19 protein-coding genes and 1 tRNA gene are annotated in these 18,402 nt (G+C 49.6%); all 20 read right to left on the bottom strand.

The window, feature by feature from the left end:
• Positions 1–51: 51 nt before the first annotated feature.
• A complete protein-coding gene (gene gnd, locus L5656_RS06555; protein WP_297200789.1) occupies positions 52–954 on the bottom strand; it encodes a phosphogluconate dehydrogenase (NAD(+)-dependent, decarboxylating) in 903 nt (300 codons plus the stop codon).
• Positions 955–989: 35 nt separating this feature from the next.
• Entirely contained in the window at positions 990–2,894 is a 1,905-nt protein-coding gene (gene thrS, locus L5656_RS06550; RefSeq protein ID WP_297200786.1) for a threonine--tRNA ligase, read from the bottom strand.
• A 364-nt stretch (positions 2,895–3,258) separates the two neighbouring features.
• Complete coding sequence (locus L5656_RS06545) at positions 3,259–4,098, bottom strand: energy-coupling factor ABC transporter ATP-binding protein (RefSeq protein WP_297200783.1); 840 nt, start codon at positions 4,096–4,098, stop codon at positions 3,259–3,261.
• Complete coding sequence (locus L5656_RS06540) at positions 4,095–4,799, bottom strand: energy-coupling factor transporter transmembrane component T family protein (protein ID WP_297200780.1); 705 nt, start codon at positions 4,797–4,799, stop codon at positions 4,095–4,097. Before L5656_RS06540 ends, L5656_RS06545 begins: the two co-directional genes overlap by 4 nt.
• A gap of 5 nt (positions 4,800–4,804) precedes the next feature.
• Positions 4,805–5,530 (bottom strand): energy-coupling factor ABC transporter permease, encoded by a 726-nt coding sequence (locus tag L5656_RS06535; RefSeq protein WP_297200777.1) that lies wholly within the window; start codon positions 5,528–5,530, stop codon positions 4,805–4,807.
• The gene (locus tag L5656_RS06530) at positions 5,527–5,961 is read right to left on the bottom strand and encodes a Fur family transcriptional regulator (RefSeq protein ID WP_297200775.1); all 435 of its coding nucleotides are present in this window, start codon (positions 5,959–5,961) and stop codon (positions 5,527–5,529) included. Before L5656_RS06530 ends, L5656_RS06535 begins: the two co-directional genes overlap by 4 nt.
• 99 nt (positions 5,962–6,060) lie before the next feature.
• Entirely contained in the window at positions 6,061–6,648 is a 588-nt protein-coding gene (locus L5656_RS06525) for a DUF445 domain-containing protein (protein WP_297200772.1), read from the bottom strand.
• 51 nt (positions 6,649–6,699) lie between these two features.
• A complete protein-coding gene (ytxC, locus tag L5656_RS06520) occupies positions 6,700–7,539 on the bottom strand; it encodes a putative sporulation protein YtxC (protein ID WP_297200769.1) in 840 nt (279 codons plus the stop codon).
• Between the two features lie 100 nt (positions 7,540–7,639).
• Positions 7,640–7,939 carry a zinc-ribbon domain containing protein gene (locus tag L5656_RS06515; RefSeq protein WP_297200767.1) on the bottom strand — a complete coding sequence of 100 codons (300 nt, stop codon included), beginning with the start codon at positions 7,937–7,939 and terminating at the stop codon, positions 7,640–7,642.
• Positions 7,940–8,100: 161 nt separating this feature from the next.
• Positions 8,101–8,175 (bottom strand) — tRNA-Val (locus L5656_RS06510).
• Between the two features lie 42 nt (positions 8,176–8,217).
• Positions 8,218–9,081, bottom strand: a complete 864-nt coding sequence (gene lipA, locus L5656_RS06505; RefSeq protein ID WP_297200764.1) for a lipoyl synthase — start codon at positions 9,079–9,081, stop codon at positions 8,218–8,220.
• Between the two features lie 20 nt (positions 9,082–9,101).
• A complete protein-coding gene (locus L5656_RS06500; RefSeq protein WP_297200761.1) occupies positions 9,102–9,893 on the bottom strand; it encodes a tRNA (adenine-N1)-methyltransferase in 792 nt (263 codons plus the stop codon).
• Between the two features lie 41 nt (positions 9,894–9,934).
• The gene (lpdA, locus tag L5656_RS06495; RefSeq protein ID WP_297200758.1) at positions 9,935–11,314 is read right to left on the bottom strand and encodes a dihydrolipoyl dehydrogenase; all 1,380 of its coding nucleotides are present in this window, start codon (positions 11,312–11,314) and stop codon (positions 9,935–9,937) included.
• A gap of 55 nt (positions 11,315–11,369) precedes the next feature.
• The gene (gene glnA, locus L5656_RS06490; protein WP_297200755.1) at positions 11,370–12,704 is read right to left on the bottom strand and encodes a type I glutamate--ammonia ligase; all 1,335 of its coding nucleotides are present in this window, start codon (positions 12,702–12,704) and stop codon (positions 11,370–11,372) included.
• Positions 12,705–12,791: 87 nt separating this feature from the next.
• Complete coding sequence (locus tag L5656_RS06485) at positions 12,792–14,072, bottom strand: TRAP transporter large permease (protein WP_297200752.1); 1,281 nt, start codon at positions 14,070–14,072, stop codon at positions 12,792–12,794.
• A 14-nt stretch (positions 14,073–14,086) separates the two neighbouring features.
• Positions 14,087–14,581 (bottom strand): TRAP transporter small permease, encoded by a 495-nt coding sequence (locus tag L5656_RS06480; RefSeq protein WP_297200749.1) that lies wholly within the window; start codon positions 14,579–14,581, stop codon positions 14,087–14,089.
• 124 nt (positions 14,582–14,705) lie between these two features.
• Positions 14,706–15,734: a TRAP transporter substrate-binding protein gene (locus L5656_RS06475; protein ID WP_297200745.1), complete on the bottom strand. Its 1,029-nt coding sequence runs from the start codon at positions 15,732–15,734 to the stop codon at positions 14,706–14,708.
• Positions 15,735–15,840: 106 nt separating this feature from the next.
• Positions 15,841–16,332, bottom strand: a complete 492-nt coding sequence (locus L5656_RS06470; protein WP_297200742.1) for a hypothetical protein — start codon at positions 16,330–16,332, stop codon at positions 15,841–15,843.
• A gap of 114 nt (positions 16,333–16,446) precedes the next feature.
• The gene (locus L5656_RS06465; protein ID WP_297200739.1) at positions 16,447–17,256 is read right to left on the bottom strand and encodes an IclR family transcriptional regulator; all 810 of its coding nucleotides are present in this window, start codon (positions 17,254–17,256) and stop codon (positions 16,447–16,449) included.
• A gap of 279 nt (positions 17,257–17,535) precedes the next feature.
• A partial coding sequence (locus tag L5656_RS06460; protein ID WP_297200736.1) for a M24 family metallopeptidase occupies positions 17,536–18,402 on the bottom strand: 867 nt, incomplete at its 5' end.

Genomic DNA, 18,402 nt, shown 5'->3' with positions numbered 1-18,402 from the left:
CTTTTTTCTCTCACTTTTTCGCCCTTTCTCTGCTTTAAAACTGGGGATCCCTCAGGGTGATTTCCTTTCTACTTCGTGCCCGCCGAATTCATGCCTTAAAGCAGCTACAATTTTACCAGCAAAGCTCTCCTCTTGTTCCGAACGGAAACGCACCATCAAGGCTGAATAGATCACTGGTACCGGAATCCCTAAGCGCAAAGCCTCTTCGACCGTCCACAGACCTTCTCCTGAATGGTGAATAACGTCCTTGATATCCTTAAAATCGCCGCCTTTGGCCAAGGCCCTCTCAGTCAAATCCATAAGCCAGCCCCGGATAACTGAGCCGTGCCGCCATACCCGGGCTATAGCAGCGAGATCCAGCTTAAAAGGCCCTTTAGCCAAGATCTCCATGCCCTCTCCTATGGCCTGCATCATTCCGTACTCTATCCCGTTGTGAACCATCTTAACAAAATGGCCGCTACCGCAAGGTCCTACGTGAAGATAACCGCCCGGGGTGCTTATATCCTTCAACAACAGTTCGAGATACCGGAATACTTCCTCGTCCGCCCCTACCATAGCACATATCCCCCAGCGGGCACCCTCTATGCCGCCGCTGGTACCCACATCGGCAAACCGTAGACCCTGGGCTTTTAAAGCTTCATAACGTCGCAAGGTATCGCGGTAGTAGGAATTGCCTCCATCTACAATAATGTCTCCCTTGGAGAGTAGCGGCACTAGCTGATTGATGACCATATCTACTGTTTCTCCTGCCGGAACCATAAGCCATATCAGCCGGGGAGGAATGAGCTTCTCCACCAGCTCCTTAAGACTATAAACTCCCTTTATACCTTCTCCCTTAGCCCGGTCTACCGTCTCTTTAGTCCGGGCATAACCTATCACTTCATGGCCATGGTCGCGCATATTAAGTGCTAAATTTAGCCCCATTCTGCCTAAACCTATTAAGCCGACCTGCACGTTTCAAGCCCCTCCTTTTCTTGGCCACTGCATGCTTACCCCCTCCGTTCCCTGATCTCTTCCACCACCCTGGCTATAAACTCGGCCACAGGCACACTTCCGGTATCTCCCTTCCCGCGTTCACGGACAGACACAGTCCCTTCGGCCACTTCCTTATCGCCCACCACTAGCATAAAAGGTATCTTTTCTACTTCAGATGCCCGGATTTTGTAACCGATCTTTTCGTTTCGGTCGTTGACCTCCGCCCGGACGCCGGCCTGAAGCAAGCTATCTCGTACTTTATAGGCGTATTCGTGATGCCGGTCGGCAATGGGCAAAATTCTCACCTGCACTGGAGCCAGCCACACTGGGAATGCGCCGCCGTAATGTTCGATGAGGATGCCAATAAATCTTTCAATGCTCCCGAATACCACCCGGTGGATCATGACCGGACGGTGTTTCTGGCCGTCCTCTCCTATATAGGTGAGGTCGAATTTCTCAGGCATAAGAAAGTCGAGCTGTATGGTCCCGCACTGCCAGGTGCGTCCTAAGGAATCTTTTAGATGGAAATCGATTTTGGGTCCGTAAAAAGCCCCTTCCCCCTCATTTATGGTGTAAGGCATACCCTTGGCTTCCAAGGCCTCGCGCAAAGCTGTAGTAGCCGTCTCCCAAATCTCCAAAGAACCCATGGCATCCTCCGGCCGGGTTGAAAGCTCCACATGGTACGAAAAGCCGAAGAGGCTATAGAACCGGTCTACCAGGTCAATTACACGCTGGATCTCCTCGCTGATCTGGGAAGGTCTTAAGAAAATATGGGCATCGTCTTGGGTGAAGGCCCTTACCCGCATCAGGCCATGGAGGACACCTGATTTTTCGTGACGGTGGACCAGGCCCAGCTCCGCCAAACGTAAAGGAAGGTCGCGGTAGCTGTGCTGCTCGCTCTTATACACCAAAATAGCACCGGGGCAGTTCATGGGCTTAATAGCGTAGTCCTGCTCGTCTATCTTAGTGAAATACATATTCTCTCTATAGTGTTCCCAGTGGCCTGAAGTCTCCCATAAAGAGCGGTTAAGGATAATCGGAGTACGGATCTCCAGATACCCTGCCCGGCGGTGCTCCTCTCTCCAGAACTGCTCCAGTTCATTCCGCAGGATCATCCCCTTGGGAAGGAAGAAAGGAAATCCCGGCCCTTCCTCTTCAAGGCTAAAGATCCTTAGCTCCGCTCCCAAGCGGCGGTGGTCCCTCTTCTTGGCTTCTTCTATCCTCTGTAAGTATTCCTCTAGAAGGGACGCCTTGGGGAAAGCCGTCCCGTAGATACGCTGGAGCATGGGGTTGCTCTCTTTACCCCGCCAATAGGCTCCGGCCAGGGAAGTAAGCTTTATGGCCTTGAGATAGCCAGTAGAAGGGAGATGGGGCCCGGTACATAAGTCCACAAATTCCCCTTGCCGGTAGATGGTAATAGTACTTCCTTCCGGCAGTTCGTGGATAAGTTCAAGCTTATAAGGCTCCCCTAATTTTTGAAAAAGCTCTAGGGCTTCCTCCCGGCTTACTTCCTGCCGCTCAAAGGGATAATCCGCCTGAATAATCCGTTTCATCTCCTCCTCGATGGCTACCAGGTCCTCGGGGGTGAATTTATGTGGGCTGTCGAAATCGTAATAGAATCCTTCTGCGATGGCCGGTCCTATACCCAGCTTGGTGCCAGGAAACAGCCGCTTTACAGCCTGGGCCATCACATGGGCGGCGCTATGCCTGTAGGTAAGCTGTCCCTCTTCCTGCTCAAAGGTGAGAAGTTCCAAGCGGCAGTCCCCAGGAAGGGGCCGCGTGAGATCCCATATTTTATCGTCTACCTTTGCTACCAGTGCTTCCCGGAAAAGGCGCGGAGATAAATCCCGGGCAACTTTTAAAGGAGTAGTTCCGGCAGGGTATTCATGCGATGTACCATCAGGCAATATTACGCGCATCTTCATCCTCCCCTTTAACCCAGCCGAAAAATTAAAGACTCCCGCCCTAAAGGGACGGGAGTCCATCCCGTGGTTCCACCCTTCTTCGGAAGCCACCAACTAATTTTTAGACACCTAGGCCGAGCTTTTCATCGTTAGGTGGCTCCCCTTTATTGCCCGGTAACGGTGGCCACCGGCCGGGCTTACTTTCCTTTCAGCCCGGCAGCTCCGGGGTGGTGAGGCGCCTCTCCTTATCCCAGGGGTGCTTTCAGCCCAGGGCACCCCCTCTCTGAGGGCAGGTAGAAGCCCCCGTGTCCCCTTCCTTGCTTTTATCATCTGGCAGGGTTTAATTTACGTTAATTATAGCTAGGCGAAAGGAAAATTGTCAAGGAGAGCCAGGGCACAGCAAGGGAAGCAACTGCCGCCGCGCCTCTTCCAGGGTCAACGGTATATCTACAGCCACCCCTTTCTGAGCAAGTTCATAAAAAAGTTCTACTAAAAGCGGGGGCTCCAGTCCTGCTTGGCGTAAGACGTCCAGACGGCTAAAGATCTCCCGAGGGGTGCCGTATAGCCGGATCGAACCCTCACTTATAACGTATACCTTATCGGCAATGAGGGGAACGAGGTTAACATCATGGTTAGCCATGATTATAGTGGTACCGAATTCACGATTAAATTTACGTAAAAGTTCTAAGATCTCCTTTTTTGACCGGGGATCCAGCCCATCAAAAGGTTCGTCCAAAATCAAAAGCTCAGGCCGCATGACCATGGCCCCGGCCAGGGCCACCTTCTTTTTCTCCCCCCCACTAAGGTAATGGGGTATCTTATCTTTAAGGTGCCAAATATTTATCTCCTTTAAGACAGTTTCCACCATCTCCTGTACTTCCCGGGGGTTAAGGCCGAAATTTCTGGGAGCCAAAGCCACGTCGTCCCATACTGTAGGCCCTATAATCTGTTCCTCGACATTCTGTAAAACTATACCTACCCGCCTCCGGAGGAAATTAAATTCTTTTACAGGATCAACCCCCAGTACACGGACCTCACCCTCTACGGGTTTTAATAATCCTATAATGTGGTTAAGAAGGGTGGTCTTACCCGAGCCGTTAGGGCCTAATATAAGCACTTTTTCTTTAGCCCTGACCACAAAATCTAGCCCGCACAGTTTAACTTCTGTTTTATCCGGATAAACGTGCCGTAGGCATTTTACTTTAACCACCTTGGTCACAGTATCACCACCCATGCCAGGACCAAGAAACAGGCCAGCAAAGGCCCCAAATCATATCTAGTAGGCTGGTACCACCGGCCGCCGAACCTTAACCCTTCCTGATATCCCCGTAAGACCAGCACCTTATACATGCGTTCGCCAGTCTCCAGCGAACGGACCAGCAGCAATCCCAAGGCCCCGGCGATATTACGCAGGTTGAGGACGAGGTTAGCTGCAGAATAGCCACCTTTCACCTTCAGCGCAGTAAATAAATTCGTTAACTCGTCTAAAAGAATAAAAAACGAACGGTAGGTTATGAAAAGGGCATCGACAATTAAAGGCGGAAAAATTAAACGCAAACAGGCAAAGATGGCTGGCGCGCCGGTGGTAGCTATCAACAAAAGAAGAGCGCTCGCAGCAGTCAATGATTTAACAATGACCAGCGTGACCGGTAACCAGGAACCGCCTATCCTGCTAAAGGCAAAAACGCTTCCGAAAAGGGCAGGAAAAAACAGGAGGTGGCCAAACTTAATCAAAGGTACACCGGCCATGAACAGCAAAGCTAACAAAAAGCTTAAGGTCAACACTAAGGGCAAGGGTTTTCGAGTTACCACTACTACGGAAATCACAACTGCGGCAAAAATAAGCTTAGATAAAGCCGAGGCCTTATGCCAAAAACTATCCCCCCGGAAGGCTAAATAATCAATATCCGCAAGATGCACTCTTGTCACCTCGGTAAGCCTTGTTCATCTTCAATCTGTCCTTCATCTTTCGGTGTACTGATAAGATCGGGTTTAACTTTCAGTAGGTAACTTATCAAAAGACTCGTGACAGCGCTTTCCAGTATTATACCCACTAGGCTGATGGGAAGAATAATCTGGGTAAATCTAACGAGGGAAATCTCTTGGAGAGCTTCCATCTCGTGTTCTTCTTCATGGCTAAAGCCATGGTCGTGGAGTAGCAAGGAGGGCTCAATTTGGGTTAGCCCTACCAGACCTATCATTAACGTCATGGAAACCAAGAGAGTGAGGGCAGTGGCCAGGGCAGCAGCTGCTGTTGGGCGCATGTGCTGGCGCAAAGCCCTAAATAGGTAATAACCCAGCACAACCTCACTACCAACCACGAGAGTATTAAGGCCTACTACTGTAATTCCTCCATGCCCCACCAGCGCAAGAATAAGGTTAACAATGAAACTTGCAATTATGCCTAGCCACGGTCCTAAAAGTATCCCGGCTAGCACGGTAAGATTAAGGTGTACGGGTAGAAACCCTAGAGGAATGCTCATAGCTAGAAGCATAAAGGCACAGATTACACTTAAGCGCGAAAGGCTACTGGTGATCTCTTCCCTTCTCGTTCGTACGATGGCGAGGGCTAGGAGTCCTGCTGTACCGGAAAAACCTAAAGCTAGCCAAATAGGAGGAATAACACCATCGGGGATATGTAAATGGCTCAAGGCTTACCCACCTTCCCGTTAAGCAACTCGCATCCCATGCAATAGCCGTAAGCCTCGAACTGGTGGCCGGTTACACGGAAACGATAGGTCTCGGAGATCTTTTCGTCCAGGTGTACGGGACAGTGCAAAAGATCCACCACCCGACCGCACCTAAGGCAGTAAAGATGATGGTGGTGTTCGCTTCTCGCTTCAAAGCGGGCCGGGCCATCGCCGAAATCAACTTTACCTATTATTTTCTGTTCTGCCAAGAGATTGAGGTTACGATACACTGTAGCCAGATTAAGTTCGGGACAGATGCTCTGGACTCGCTGGTGCACTTCTTCAGCAGTCAAATGTTCTCCGGTACCAGCCAGTACTTCTATAATGGCCTCCCTCTGGCGGGTAAGCCTATACCCCCTTTCGCGGAAGCGCTGTTTAAGATGCTCAACCATTTTTTACCCTCGCTTCAGTTGCAAGTTATTTGCATCTAAGATGTATTATATTACATCTTGTTTTTAAATGCAACTAATTTGCAGGTATACTCAGGATTACTAGCGGGAACTAAGGAGGGCTTGAAGAAGTCCAATGGCTAAACCTAAGATAGCACCCAATAGTTCGATATACCTAAGTTCCTTGGCTGCAACCTTTAGTACCAATTGCTCTACTTGTTCTAGCTGCAGGGCTTTAAGTTTCTCCATTACCATCTTGCCCAAAGAATAGTTATCTGCACGGAGGAGCAATTCCTTTTCTATTTTTTCCAGAAAGTTGGGGACTTCCCGCCGGACCGCCTCCTCTAAGGTATGAGCTATCGCTACTTTCCACCCCAACGGCAGAAAGTTGGGAAGCCGCTCTGCTACGTACTTACAAACTACCTCTCCTATCAAGATGGTTAACTTATCTTCTATACCTTTGTCTTTAAGCTTCTTCACAAGTTCTTCTAAGGGGAGGAGATCGCGGTCTAAAACACCGGCTATCTGAACCGCCAATTCGTCCCGCCTTTTAGGAATCAAGCCCTGCAGGGTCCAAAAGAAAAATCTGTAAGGCCTGCGGGGGCGAAAAAGGAGCCGAATAGCCAAAACATTAGTTATCCAGCCTATAAAAGCGCCTAAAAGAGGAATAAGCACCCATCTACTTAACACAAGCTCACCCCGCCTGATAATAACAAATGGCGGGGAGTAAAACAAGGGGAGTTAGAACTTGCGCAAAATACGGCGGCAGCGGCTGCACCCGCTACAGATTATCACCCGGTCCCCGAACACATTTTTTATAGTGTTAGCGGTACCCCAAGCTTTGCCTTTATCTGTTCCGTGGAGGACCACCTGCCTGGGGGCCAAGGTGATAAGCGCGCTAAGCAACAGGTCTTCATAGTTCAATTCGTTGTCCCCGATGTCCACCATGAATCCTTCCAGGTATTCCTTATCCAGGCTTTTATTCTTACCATCATAGAGTTGAAACCCCCCACCGGGACTCAATACTACATGCACTTTCTCAATTCGGGGTTCCTGTATTTCCAAGAAATACTTAAGCACTCCCACGAATTCATCATACTCTTTTTCCATAATGTATTCATCGACGGCCTCTTCTATGGCCTGCTCTAGTTCTAGCAGATAATCCGGAAGGCGAAACTGGACAAAACCGTCGATGTTTAAGTACGAATTTTCTTCCAGATATTCTCTAACGCGCAAACTTAAGGGTTGGCCCCTCCAGTAATTTGGAGATAATCCCGCCGCACCCTGGTCTAAAATCCTTCTAGCCCGGAGGCAGAGTTCCTGCGCTTGCCCGGGGTCTTCCAGGTCGTACTGTCTATATAAAATGTCCTCTAGCAGGTCTTTCTCTATAACTTCGATAATAAAATAGGCTATACTTGTGGCTAGCTGTTCACGGGCTTTGTTCTTTCGAGGAAGGAAGAGCCGGCAAAAGTTGATCCCTCCGGTCTGCCACCGGTCAAAGGTAAATTGAGCCTTAAGTAGGCTTTCTATTTTATTTAAAAGAAAATCCAGTGGCCTGCTGCTGGCTAGAAGTATCACCATGGCCGGGTTGCACCCCCTTGTGGTGATATTATATGTGTCCCGCCGCCGTTGTATACAGGAGAAAATTTAAAGGCCGGGTGCCCCGGCCTTTTCTTTGCTTTTATCTATAACTCTCGACGCGCATCTGGTAGCAAGCCCGGCAGTAAACAGGTCTGTCTCCCCGTGGCTCAAAGGGTACCTCTGTGACGGCCCCACACCGGCTGCATGTAGTGCGGTACATCTTACGCGGGTAACCTGTACGGCTGTTACGGGCCCGCTGCTGTTTCCTGGCTGCCCGGCAGTCGGGACAACGGGAGGGCTCGTTGGTGAAACCCTTTTCTAAGAAAAATTCTTGCTGACCCGCAGTAAACACGAACTCGGCCCCACAATCCTTACAGGTTAAAACTTTGTCTTTAAACATTTTAAAAACTCCTCCTTATAGGTTTTAAAAGCTCCCTCAAGTAACGGACCCGTGCACCAAACTTAAGGGGGAAGTTAGGGCCGAGCCGTTAACTTTTCAGGGGCTTTAAACAAATTTAAAAGGCAACCCGGGCTTATAGCCCTGAGGTTGCCTTCCTGCGCTGGTGGGCTCGGCAAGGATTGAACTTGCGACCCCCTCCGCGTCAAGGAGGTGCTCTCCCACTGAGCTACGAGCCCACGCCTTGACGATACTTATTATGCCTCAAACCCAGAGCAGAGTCAAGGCTTAAAATGAAGAAGCGAAAATTCTGCCGCGTTATAAGAGCTACGTACAAAAGGAGCTGCGGCCACGTAAAGAAAGCCCATCTTCCGGCCCCTCGTCGCGTAATAATCAAAAACTTCCGGGCGGATGTACTCCTTCACCTCCAGGTGCTGTGGTGAAGGCCGCAAGTACTGTCCTATAGTGAGGATGTCGCAATTTACCTTGCGAAGATCATTCATAACTTGCTCTACTTCTTCCGTCGTTTCCCCCAGGCCGACCATAAGACCCGATTTTGTATAGGTTCCCGGCGCCATTTCCTTGACCTGTTTCAACACTTCTAAACTCCGCTGGTAGCTTGCCCCGGGGCGTACTTCAGGATACAGGCGGGGTACTGTTTCTATATTATGGTTAAAAATATGGGGGCCTGCTTCCAAAACCTTGGCTAAGGCTTCCCCTCTGCCCTGAAAATCGGGCGTAAGCACCTCTATTACCGCGCCCGGCAAATGCTCCCGAATGGACTTTATGGTAGCAGCAAATTGTCCTGCTCCTCCGTCGGGCAGGTCATCCCGGGTAACCGAAGTTATTACCACATGCTTAAGGCCCAGCTTTGCCGCAGCCAAAGCTACCCTGCGCGGTTCATCAGGGTCCGGTGGCTGCGGCCGCCCGCTCTGAACTGCGCAAAAACGGCAGTTGCGCGTGCAAGTGTCACCCAAAATCATAAAGGTAGCCGTCCTGCGGGCAAAACATTCGGCCAGGTTCGGGCATAGTGCGCTTTGGCAAACGGTATTAAGCTTTAGTTCTTCCAGAAGCCGTCTTGTAGCTTCTACATTTAACGAAGCAGGTATCCTCTTGTGCAACCAGGGAGGTAGCCTCCGAGTCAAGCCTTTAATCTCCTTTCCCTTTACGCTTCATTATCATCTTTTCTTTCCACACGGCGGGCAAAGACTAAAAAGCCCGTGTGTCCGACCATGCGGTGCTCAGGACGTACTGCCCTACCTTCTATATACCAGCCCCTAATAAGCACCTCCATAGTCTCCTCTAAAGCGAAAAGATTACTTTCCTGCAGGGCTGTTACAAAAGTATGCACTTGTGTAATAGAAGGAAGGTAACAGGAGATTATTCCTCCCGGAATCAGGGCTCGATGGGCGGTCTCCAAAGCACGCCACGGTTCTGAGACATCCAGGAGTACCCGGTCAAAGCCGGTCTCAACACTGGCCTCATATATATCCCCTAACCTTAATTCTAGAAAAGGCGGTACATAGCCAAAATAGGCCCTAACGTTTTCTTCAGCAAAATCGAGCATATCCTGGCGCACGTCGTAACCCACCACTCTCCCGGTAGGGCCTACCTGCCTTAGCACCGTAAGAAGCAGGGCCCCGCTACCTACTCCGCCTATCAGGACTTGGGCACCAGGGAATACATCGGCCCACAGTAGAATAACACTAGCGTCTTTGGGATAAATTATGCCGCTTTTACGCTTCATGTTCATTATAAAGTCGGAAAGGGTGGGGTAAAAAACGTAAAGTTTCTTGCCTGTAGAAGTTTCTACACGCGTTCCCGGTTCACATCCTATTACTTTATCATGTTCAATGTAACCCCAATGGGTATGTAACCGGGCTCCCGGCACCAACCGTTCTAAGAAAGCGGCCCGGTTATCGGTAAAGATCACCCATTCTCCCTCTTTTAACGGCATTTAAACAAAATCAACCCCCAATCCGGTCCCGTAACTTAGTTTTAAGAGTGAATACTCAGGCCGTGAACTGCCTCGGCCGCCTCCATTATGGCCTCCGCAAGGGTAGGATGGGCGTGAATACATGCGGCCAGCTCTTTAGCTTTAATTCCTTGGTCTACAGCAAGAGTAGCTTCAGCAATTAGTTCCGTAGCGTGGGGGCCCATGATATGGACCCCTAAAACCCTGTCATCGGATGCATCAGCCACTATCTTTACGAATCCATCCGTCTCTCCCATGGCCTGCGCCTTTCCGCTGGCCAGGAAGGCAAACTTACCCACTTTGACCTTAAACCCACGCTTTTCTGCTTCTTCCTGGGTAAGGCCTACAGTGGCAATCTCCGGAGAGGTAAAAATACAACTGGGGACTGCATCATAGTTTACTTTAATCGGGCGCCCAAGTATAGTTTGTACAGCAGCTATCCCCTGAGCCGAGGCTACATGGGCTAGCTGCATCCTACCCGTTACGTCTCCTATGGCGTACACGCCCTCTACATTGGTGCGCAGGTAATCATCTACCATTATTTCCCCTTTGGACCCTAAATTTACGCGTAAATCCTCCAGCCCCAGTTCTCCGGTATTAAACTTCCGACCTATGGAAATTAAAACTTTATCTGCAGTTAGGGTCTCGCCACCGGATAGGGTTACTTTGACTTTTTCTCCTTCCTCTTCTACTGCTGTAACCTGGGCTTGGGTTTTAACCTCTACGCCTGCTTTCTTAAGGAGCATCTGGTAACGCCGGGAGAGCTCGCCATCGACCATTGGTAAGATGGTGGGCAGAAGCTCTACTATGGTTACTTTCACGCCTAAGGTATTAAACAGAGTAGCAAATTCGCATCCTATGACGCCGCCCCCTATAATAATTATGCTGTCGGGTAGGGTGTCCCAGGCCAGAGCTTCAGTGCTAGTTACTACCGTACGACCGTTGTACCCCAGGCCCGGGAGCAAAGCCGGTTCTGATCCGGTGGCAATTATAATGTTTTCCGCTTCTATCTCCTGGACCTCGCCGGAGGGGCTGGTGACCGCTATGCGCCGGGGGCTGACGAGGCGACCCTTGCCCGGGAATAGATCTACTTTATTCTTCTTAAATAAATAACCTATACCCTGGCGTAGTTGTCTGACCACCGTGTCCTTACGGGCTACCAAACGGCCGTAATCAATACGGTATTCCTGAACCTCTATTCCAAAAGATCCCGCCTTCTTTATAGTCTCTATTATGGAGGCACCGGCGAGAAGGGCCTTAGTAGGTATACAACCCCGGTTAAGGCAAGTACCGCCCAAGGCATCCTGCTCAATTACCGCCACCTTGGCCCCTAACTGTGCTGCCCGGATCGCCGCTACGTAACCGCCAGGGCCAGCCCCGACGATAGCTATTTGATACTTCAAGCAAATCCCCTCCCTTGTCTCGCTAAAATATAGCTTGCAGGCGGCTTTAAGATATCTAGAACTTGGTTAAATAATGTTCAATTTCCCAGGGATGCACCCGTGTGGCATAGTCTTCCCATTCAATACGCTTGGCTTCCATAAAGCGTTCGTAGATGTGGGGACCCAAAGCCTCAATAATTACCGGATCCTTCTCCAGCTCGTCTAAGGCCTCCTTTAAGCTTGTGGGCAGGGTTTCAATCCCCAATTTTTTACGTTCTTGTTCGGTCATACGGTATATATTGCCATTGACCGGCGGAGGAGGGGCTATCTTCTTTTTAATCCCATCCAGGCCGGCTTTAAGGATCACAGCTATGGCCAGGTAAGGATTGCAGGAAGGGTCGGGATGGCGTACTTCCAGCCGGGTAGATAAACCCCTTTTGGCCGGGATGCGAATGAGAGGGCTTCTATTCTTGGGCGACCAGGCGATGTATACGGGTGCTTCAAAGCCGGAAACCAGCCGTTTGTACGAATTTACCGTTGGGTTCGTAATGGCCGCCATACCCTTGGCGTGGGCCATAAGGCCTCCCAAGAAGTAATAGGCAACTTCGCTTAAGCCCAACTCATCATTAGGATCATAAAAGGCATTTTGGTCTCCCCGGAAGAGGGAAATATTGCAGTGCATCCCCGAGCCGGCAATACCGTAGATGGGCTTGGGCATGAAAGTAGCATGAAGGCCGTGGAGTTGAGCAATGGTCCTGACCACGAACCTAAAAGTAACAATATTATCCGCTGTCTTCAGGGCGTCCGCGTATTTAAAGTCTATCTCGTGTTGCCCGGGTGCTACTTCATGGTGCGAGGCCTCAATCTCAAATCCCATCTTCTCCAGCGTCAATATCATATCCCTGCGGGCATCTTCTCCCAGGTCCACCGGGCTTAAATCAAAATAGCCGCCCCGGTCGTGGGTCTCCAAGGTGGGGCGTCCGTGGGCATCAGTGTGGAATAGAAAGAATTCGGCTTCTGGACCCACATTCATAGTGAAACCCATGGCTTGAGCTTCAGCTATAACTCTTTTTAAAGTATTCCGCGGGCATCCGATAAAAGGAGTCCCATCGGCGTTATATACATCACATATGAGGCGTGCCACTGTACCCTCGTGGGGTCGCCACGGGAAAACTACAAAAGTGGAGGGATCGGGTTTTAGATACATATCAGACTCTTCGATACGTACAAAACCCTCAATAGAGGACCCATCAAACATTAGCTCGCCGTTTAAAGCCTTGGGGAGCTGGTCCACAGGAATAGCTACATTTTTCAATACCCCGAAAATATCTGTAAACTGTAACCGGACAAATTTTACCCCCAGCTCTTCGGCCTGCCGCAAAATCTTTTCCTTTGTTTCCGCATCCACCATAAATCTCCGGTATCCTCCCCTCAAACTATGAAAGCGCCGGGTAGGCGCCCTCGTTCGCCATGATTATAGCATTACTTTTAAACGGGCTCAATAGTGAACGAATAACGACGGTAAAGTAGTAGTCAAAGACGGTATAAATGTGATCAAAAATAAAACCGTTATTCCGATAAGAAAGGGTATCCATATCTCTCTGGTCAGTTTTTCCAAAGAGAGACCAGAAATAGTGCAGACAGAAAATAACACCGCTCCCACAGGTGGGGTAATGAGGCCTAAAACGAGATTGAATACCACTACAACCCCCAGGTGAACGGGGTCTATTCCCAGTTGACTGGCCAAGGGCGCCAGTACCGGGGTTACTATAGTGAGGGCCGGAGCAGTCTCTAAGGGTATGCCGATGAGTAATAAAGCTATATTTACTAAGACCAGCGTTAACAACGGAGAGCTGGTCACCTGGGCCATGGCTTCAACAATCTTCTGGGGTATCTGTTCGACCGCTATAACCCATGCAAAAGGTTCGGAAAGGCCCAACAACAACATAACCCCTGCTGCCTCCACCCCTGCTATAAGAAGGAGGTGGGGAAGCCGTCTAAAGCTTATCCTCCGGTAAAAGAGGAGATCTATAACCACGGCGTAAACCACGGCAATACCGGCTGCCTCAGTAGGAGTGAAGACGCCTCCTAGGATACCTCCTAATACTATTCCGGGCATAAGAAGGGCAGGTAAGGCTTTCCAAATAGCCTTAACAATTTGGATCGCAGTGGGTCTCTCTTCCCGCGGGTATTTTCTATGCCTGGCTAAGAAGGATATATAAATCATAAGTCCTAAACCCAAAAGTACCCCGGGAACTGCACCCCCAAGGAAAAGGGCGCTGATAGATACATTGGCGATTACTCCATATACTATGAAGGGTATGCTAGGTGGGATTATAGGGCCCATACAGGAAGCTGTGGCCGTTAGCGATGCCGAAACCTCTTCGTCATATCCCGCCTCCTTCATAGCCGGAATCATAATTGACCCTATGGCTACTGCGGTGGCTACAGCCGCCCCAGAAATCGCTGAGAAAATGGCCGCGGCAAGAACAGTGGCCATCCCTAAGCCTCCGCTTACATGGCCCAAAAGGGTCCTGGCAAAGCGTACTAGATCCCGTGTAATACCGCTCTCGTTCATTAAAACCCCGGCCAACATAAAAAGAGGTATCGCAACGAGAGGGAAGGAGGCTAGCCCACCATATGTAGTTTGAACCAGAATAGTAAAGGAAAGGTCTCCCTTCAGTAAAAGGTAGGCCAGAGCCGAACCACCCAGGGCTATGGCTATAGGTATACCCAAGCACATCAGTGCTGCGAATATAGCTATGAACACGTAGGCCATACATGGTTGCCTCCTTATGCCTTTCTACCTACACGTTGTCCTGCAAATAAAGACCTCAGCATCTCCTCCAAAGTCACTGTGAACATCATGGCACATCCTACAGGTATGGCGGCATACGGAATGGCCATAGGTATGCGCATGGCCGGCGAAACTTGGTAGAGGTTATAAAGGGCCTGGTCCGTGCCATAGAAGACCATAACCCCTAAAAAGACCAGCATAATGGCAAATCCCAGTAATCTCACTATACTGGCCATGGGGCCGGGTAGTTTTTCTAGAAAAAAGGCGATACCTATCTGGTACCCCTTTTTAAGGCCTATAACTGCTCCGAGCATGGAAACCCATACCAGCGCAAAGGTTGTTAGCTCTGCCGACCATGGGGGCATATTACCGAGGACATGCCGCCCTAAAACCTCGTAAGGGATTACTATGGCCAGGATAGCCATCCCTACCACAACTCCAGCTTCAGCAAGCTTAAGAAAGAAGCGGTTGACCAAGGTTATAATACCCATCAAAAGTGCCTCCTTGAACTTCTTCCATTTAGAAAACCCGGCACCCGGTCAGTTACTGTTCCTTAAAAACCAACCGGTCCGCCGGGTGGTGTATAACTCTATCAGTATAACTCTATCAGCAGCATTACTTCACGTTCATAATACTTTCTATCTTGTCTTTCCCGAACTGCTTCGCAAATTCATCAAAGGCAGGTTGCATGGCTTTTTGCCACAACGCCTTATCTATATTGCGTTCAATCTGCATCCCCTTAGCTTCCAGTTCAGAAAGTATTTTTTGCTCGTTATCCCTGCCCAGTTTTCGCTGCCACGGGGCCAGCTCTTGCGCTGTTTTTAGTAACAGCTCCTGATCTTCTTTAGAAAGGCTCTGCCATGTCTTAAGGCTCATAATTATAGGCGCTGGCGAATACACATGTTGGGTCATAGCCAGATATTTCTGCACTTCGTATAGCTTAGAGTCCAAAATTACAGGGAGTGGGTTCTCCTGGCCATCCACCACCCTTTGTTGTAAAGCACCGTAGACCTCCGCCCAAGGCATCGGGGTCGGATTGACCCCCAGGGCCTTCCAGGCCGTTATATGGACGGGATTCTCCATGGTGCGAATCTTTAAACCTTTAGCATCTTCGGGAGTTCTTACGGGCCGCTTGGAATTGGTCAGATTGCGAAAACCGTTCTCCCAGAAGGCTAAGCCTTTTAAGTTGGCCTTCTCCAGATCATCCAAAAGCTGCCTGCCGATAGGACCATCTAAAACCTTATCCACATGCTCATAATCTCTAAAGAGGAAAGGTATATCGACTATCAGCATGGAGGGACTAAACCCTCCAATAGGGCCTGTCGAGCCCACATAGATGTCGATAGTTCCTTGCTGGAGGGCTTCCAGCAGCTCCCGTTCACCTTTACCTAGCTGACCATCAGGATAAACCGTTATCTGGATGCGGCCGCTAGTACGCTCCTTGATAAGTTCGGCGAACCTTTGGGCACCCTGGCTGTACATATGGCTCATCGGAGTCATGGTAGCAGCCTTAAGCTGTATTTTGGTTGCCGCTTTATCAGGAGTGCCACCCTGCTGGGGCTGGTTTTGCCTCTGTGCGCTTTCACAGGCAGAAAGTAAAATTACTAGAACTGCGAGAGCCACGATGGCAACGAACTTCTTCACGTGTTAAAGCCTCCCCCTTAAATTTGAGTAAGTAGCTGTAGAATTGCATAAACCTATTCGCTAAGTATCCTTAAAATCCTGCTATCCCTTAATAAACTTGTATCCTTTATCGCAGGTGCTCAAGTATTTGCAGTAGTCTGAAGGCAGGCTCATCAGTAATTTTAATATTTTCGCGTGCTACTTCCCGTAGGCGCTTTATGCGTGCCGTGTATTCTTTGTTAATGACAAATTCTACGGGTAGCCCCTGGCGGGCAAAGAAGGAGGCTAACTGGCTAAACCCCCCGGCTAATCTGCGGGAAACTACCGGTGACCAGAGCATAAAAATACATTGCCGGCCGGGGAAATTGTGAGTCGCAAAACGAAAGGCCCGCCATATTTTGTGCTCTACGCGGGCAAGGGTATCCTGCGTTCCGTTACCGTATACCAAACCCCGCAAGTGGGTAGCCACCTCACAAAGGTATACCTTCTCTCCTCGGGGATCTAAGGCTATAACATCTATTTCGCCCTGTTCCTCTTCTAGATGGCAGTTGTATACTACTATTTTGCAACCTTCCACGTATTTAAAATACGAGCCCACCAGGCTCTCCCCGATATCCAAAAAGACACCCCCATTGCGGCTCAACAACCCTTCAAACTTCTCCGATATGGGAAAGTTTACCCAGCCTGGAGATAATCCATGCAATTTAAAATTCAAACAACGGGCGAGCCTAAGTTAAATCCCACTTAATGGGTAGCAAGCTGGCTTTATAGTCTCTCCCCGGTAGCCCAGGCCGGTTGATATATTGGCCGCTGTTTCTGTTACTAGATCTATAGCCAGCTTAAGCCTTTCTCCTTCTAGCCTGGCCACAGGCCCTGATACGCTTATCGCAGCACAAACTTTACCTGTATGGTCACGGATGGGGGCAGCCACGCAACGGAGGCTGTCCATAATTTCTTCGTTGTCTATGGCATATCCTTGAGCACGTACTTTGGCCAGCTCAGCTTCCAAGGCCCGGGGAGCCGTTATAGTGTTTTTGGTAAAACGTGGAAGACCTTTTTGAGTAATAATTCGCTTTACTTCACTAGGTGGAAGGTGGGCCAGCAACACTTTTCCTACTCCCGTACAGTGGGCTGGTAGGCGCATCCCTACCTGGGATACTATACGAATAGACTGGTGGCTTTCCCTTTTGTCGATATATAGCACCTCTCCTTTATCCAGTACTACCAGGTGGACTGTTTCCCCTAACTCATCCACCAGCTTCTGAATATAGGGGGCCGCTACCGCCCGCACATCCCAGCTATGAGCTACAATGTTTCCTATCTCAAACAGGCGCACCCCTAGCTTATATTTGCCCGTAAAAGGGGATTGTTCTACATACCCGAAACTCTTTAAAGTAGCAAGCAACCCGTGGGCAGTGCTTTTAGCTAAACCTAACTTTTCGGCTATCTCGTGCAAAGCTAGCTCTCCGCGTGCCTCTGCTAGAACGTCTATTATCTTTAAAGCCTTGGCTACCGACCTTATTTGAGAAGGATTTTTTCCCATTTTGAAGGCCTCCTTCACCTTATTCTTTTTGTAAGTCATATCATAATTGTACGCTATAACCGTATGGCATTCGTACGTATTGATAATAAATTCGCTCTTTCCGTTAAGTTTTCCTTTTTTCTGGGCTCTCCAAAGAAAAAACCTAAGCTTATTTGCCCTTTAGTTGACAGAGATGTAACTGCCACGGAGGCCAGCCAATATCACAAACAAAAAAGGGGAAGGAATAAGATTATGCTTCCTTCCCCTTTTTTATTACCGTACCAAACTCTTTTTGTAACTTTACACCTCGATTAATTCCCTAGGATAAGCAGTCAAAATCTCATTTCCTTCTTCCCCGACATAAATTACATCCGTTATCCTGGGACCGCCAATGTCCCGGCGGTAGATGGTGGGTAGTAGCAAGTCCACCACCATGCCTGCTTCAATGGTCTCTGTCCGGCCTTTACCTATAATAGGATAGAATTCTGATTGTCTAAGCCCGACTCCATAACCCACTACATCGAGATAATACTCCTCATACCCTCCCTTTTTTATAACTTCCCTGGCAGCAGCATCTACCTCCCAAGATCTAGCCCCTGGCCTTAATGCGGATATAGCCTTCTCTTGAGCCTCCACTAAAACTCTGTATACTTCTTTCTGGCCCGGAGAAATGTCCCCCACAGCTACAGTCCGGCACATCTTGGCACAGTAGCCCTCATAGGTGGCTCCCAGATGTATGACCACCACTTCCCCAGGTTGAACCTTCTTGTGGCTTGCGCAAGGGTGGGTGAGAAGGGTGCGCTCTCCGGAAACTATCTGGGGCCGGAAGGGAGAGCCTCCTGAGCCGGCCTTTAGCATGGCATACTCTGCTTCGGCTAGAATATCAAGCTCTGTTACCCCCGGCCTTACCGCCTTGATAGCTGCTTCCATGCCGCGGCAGACGGCATTGGCCGCCCGCCGTATCATCTCTACCTCTTCCGGCTCTTTAATGGACCTTACACGGTAAAAGAGAGCTTCAGCGCCTACGAAGTTCTCCTCCGGGAAGGCTTGACGCAAGGCATCGTATACGGCGTAGGGGACAAAATACCGTTCAAATCCTATACGCGGCGCCTTGAACCCATAAGCCTTAATCCTCTCCACAAGTTTACTACCAAGGCTCTCCCGGGG

Origin of the sequence: Thermanaeromonas sp., from assembly GCF_021890735.1 — a bacterium.
In the GTDB taxonomy this organism is placed as follows: Bacteria; Bacillota; DSM-521; order Neomoorellales; family Neomoorellaceae; genus Thermanaeromonas.
This window is presented reverse-complemented; position numbering and strand designations above follow the sequence as displayed.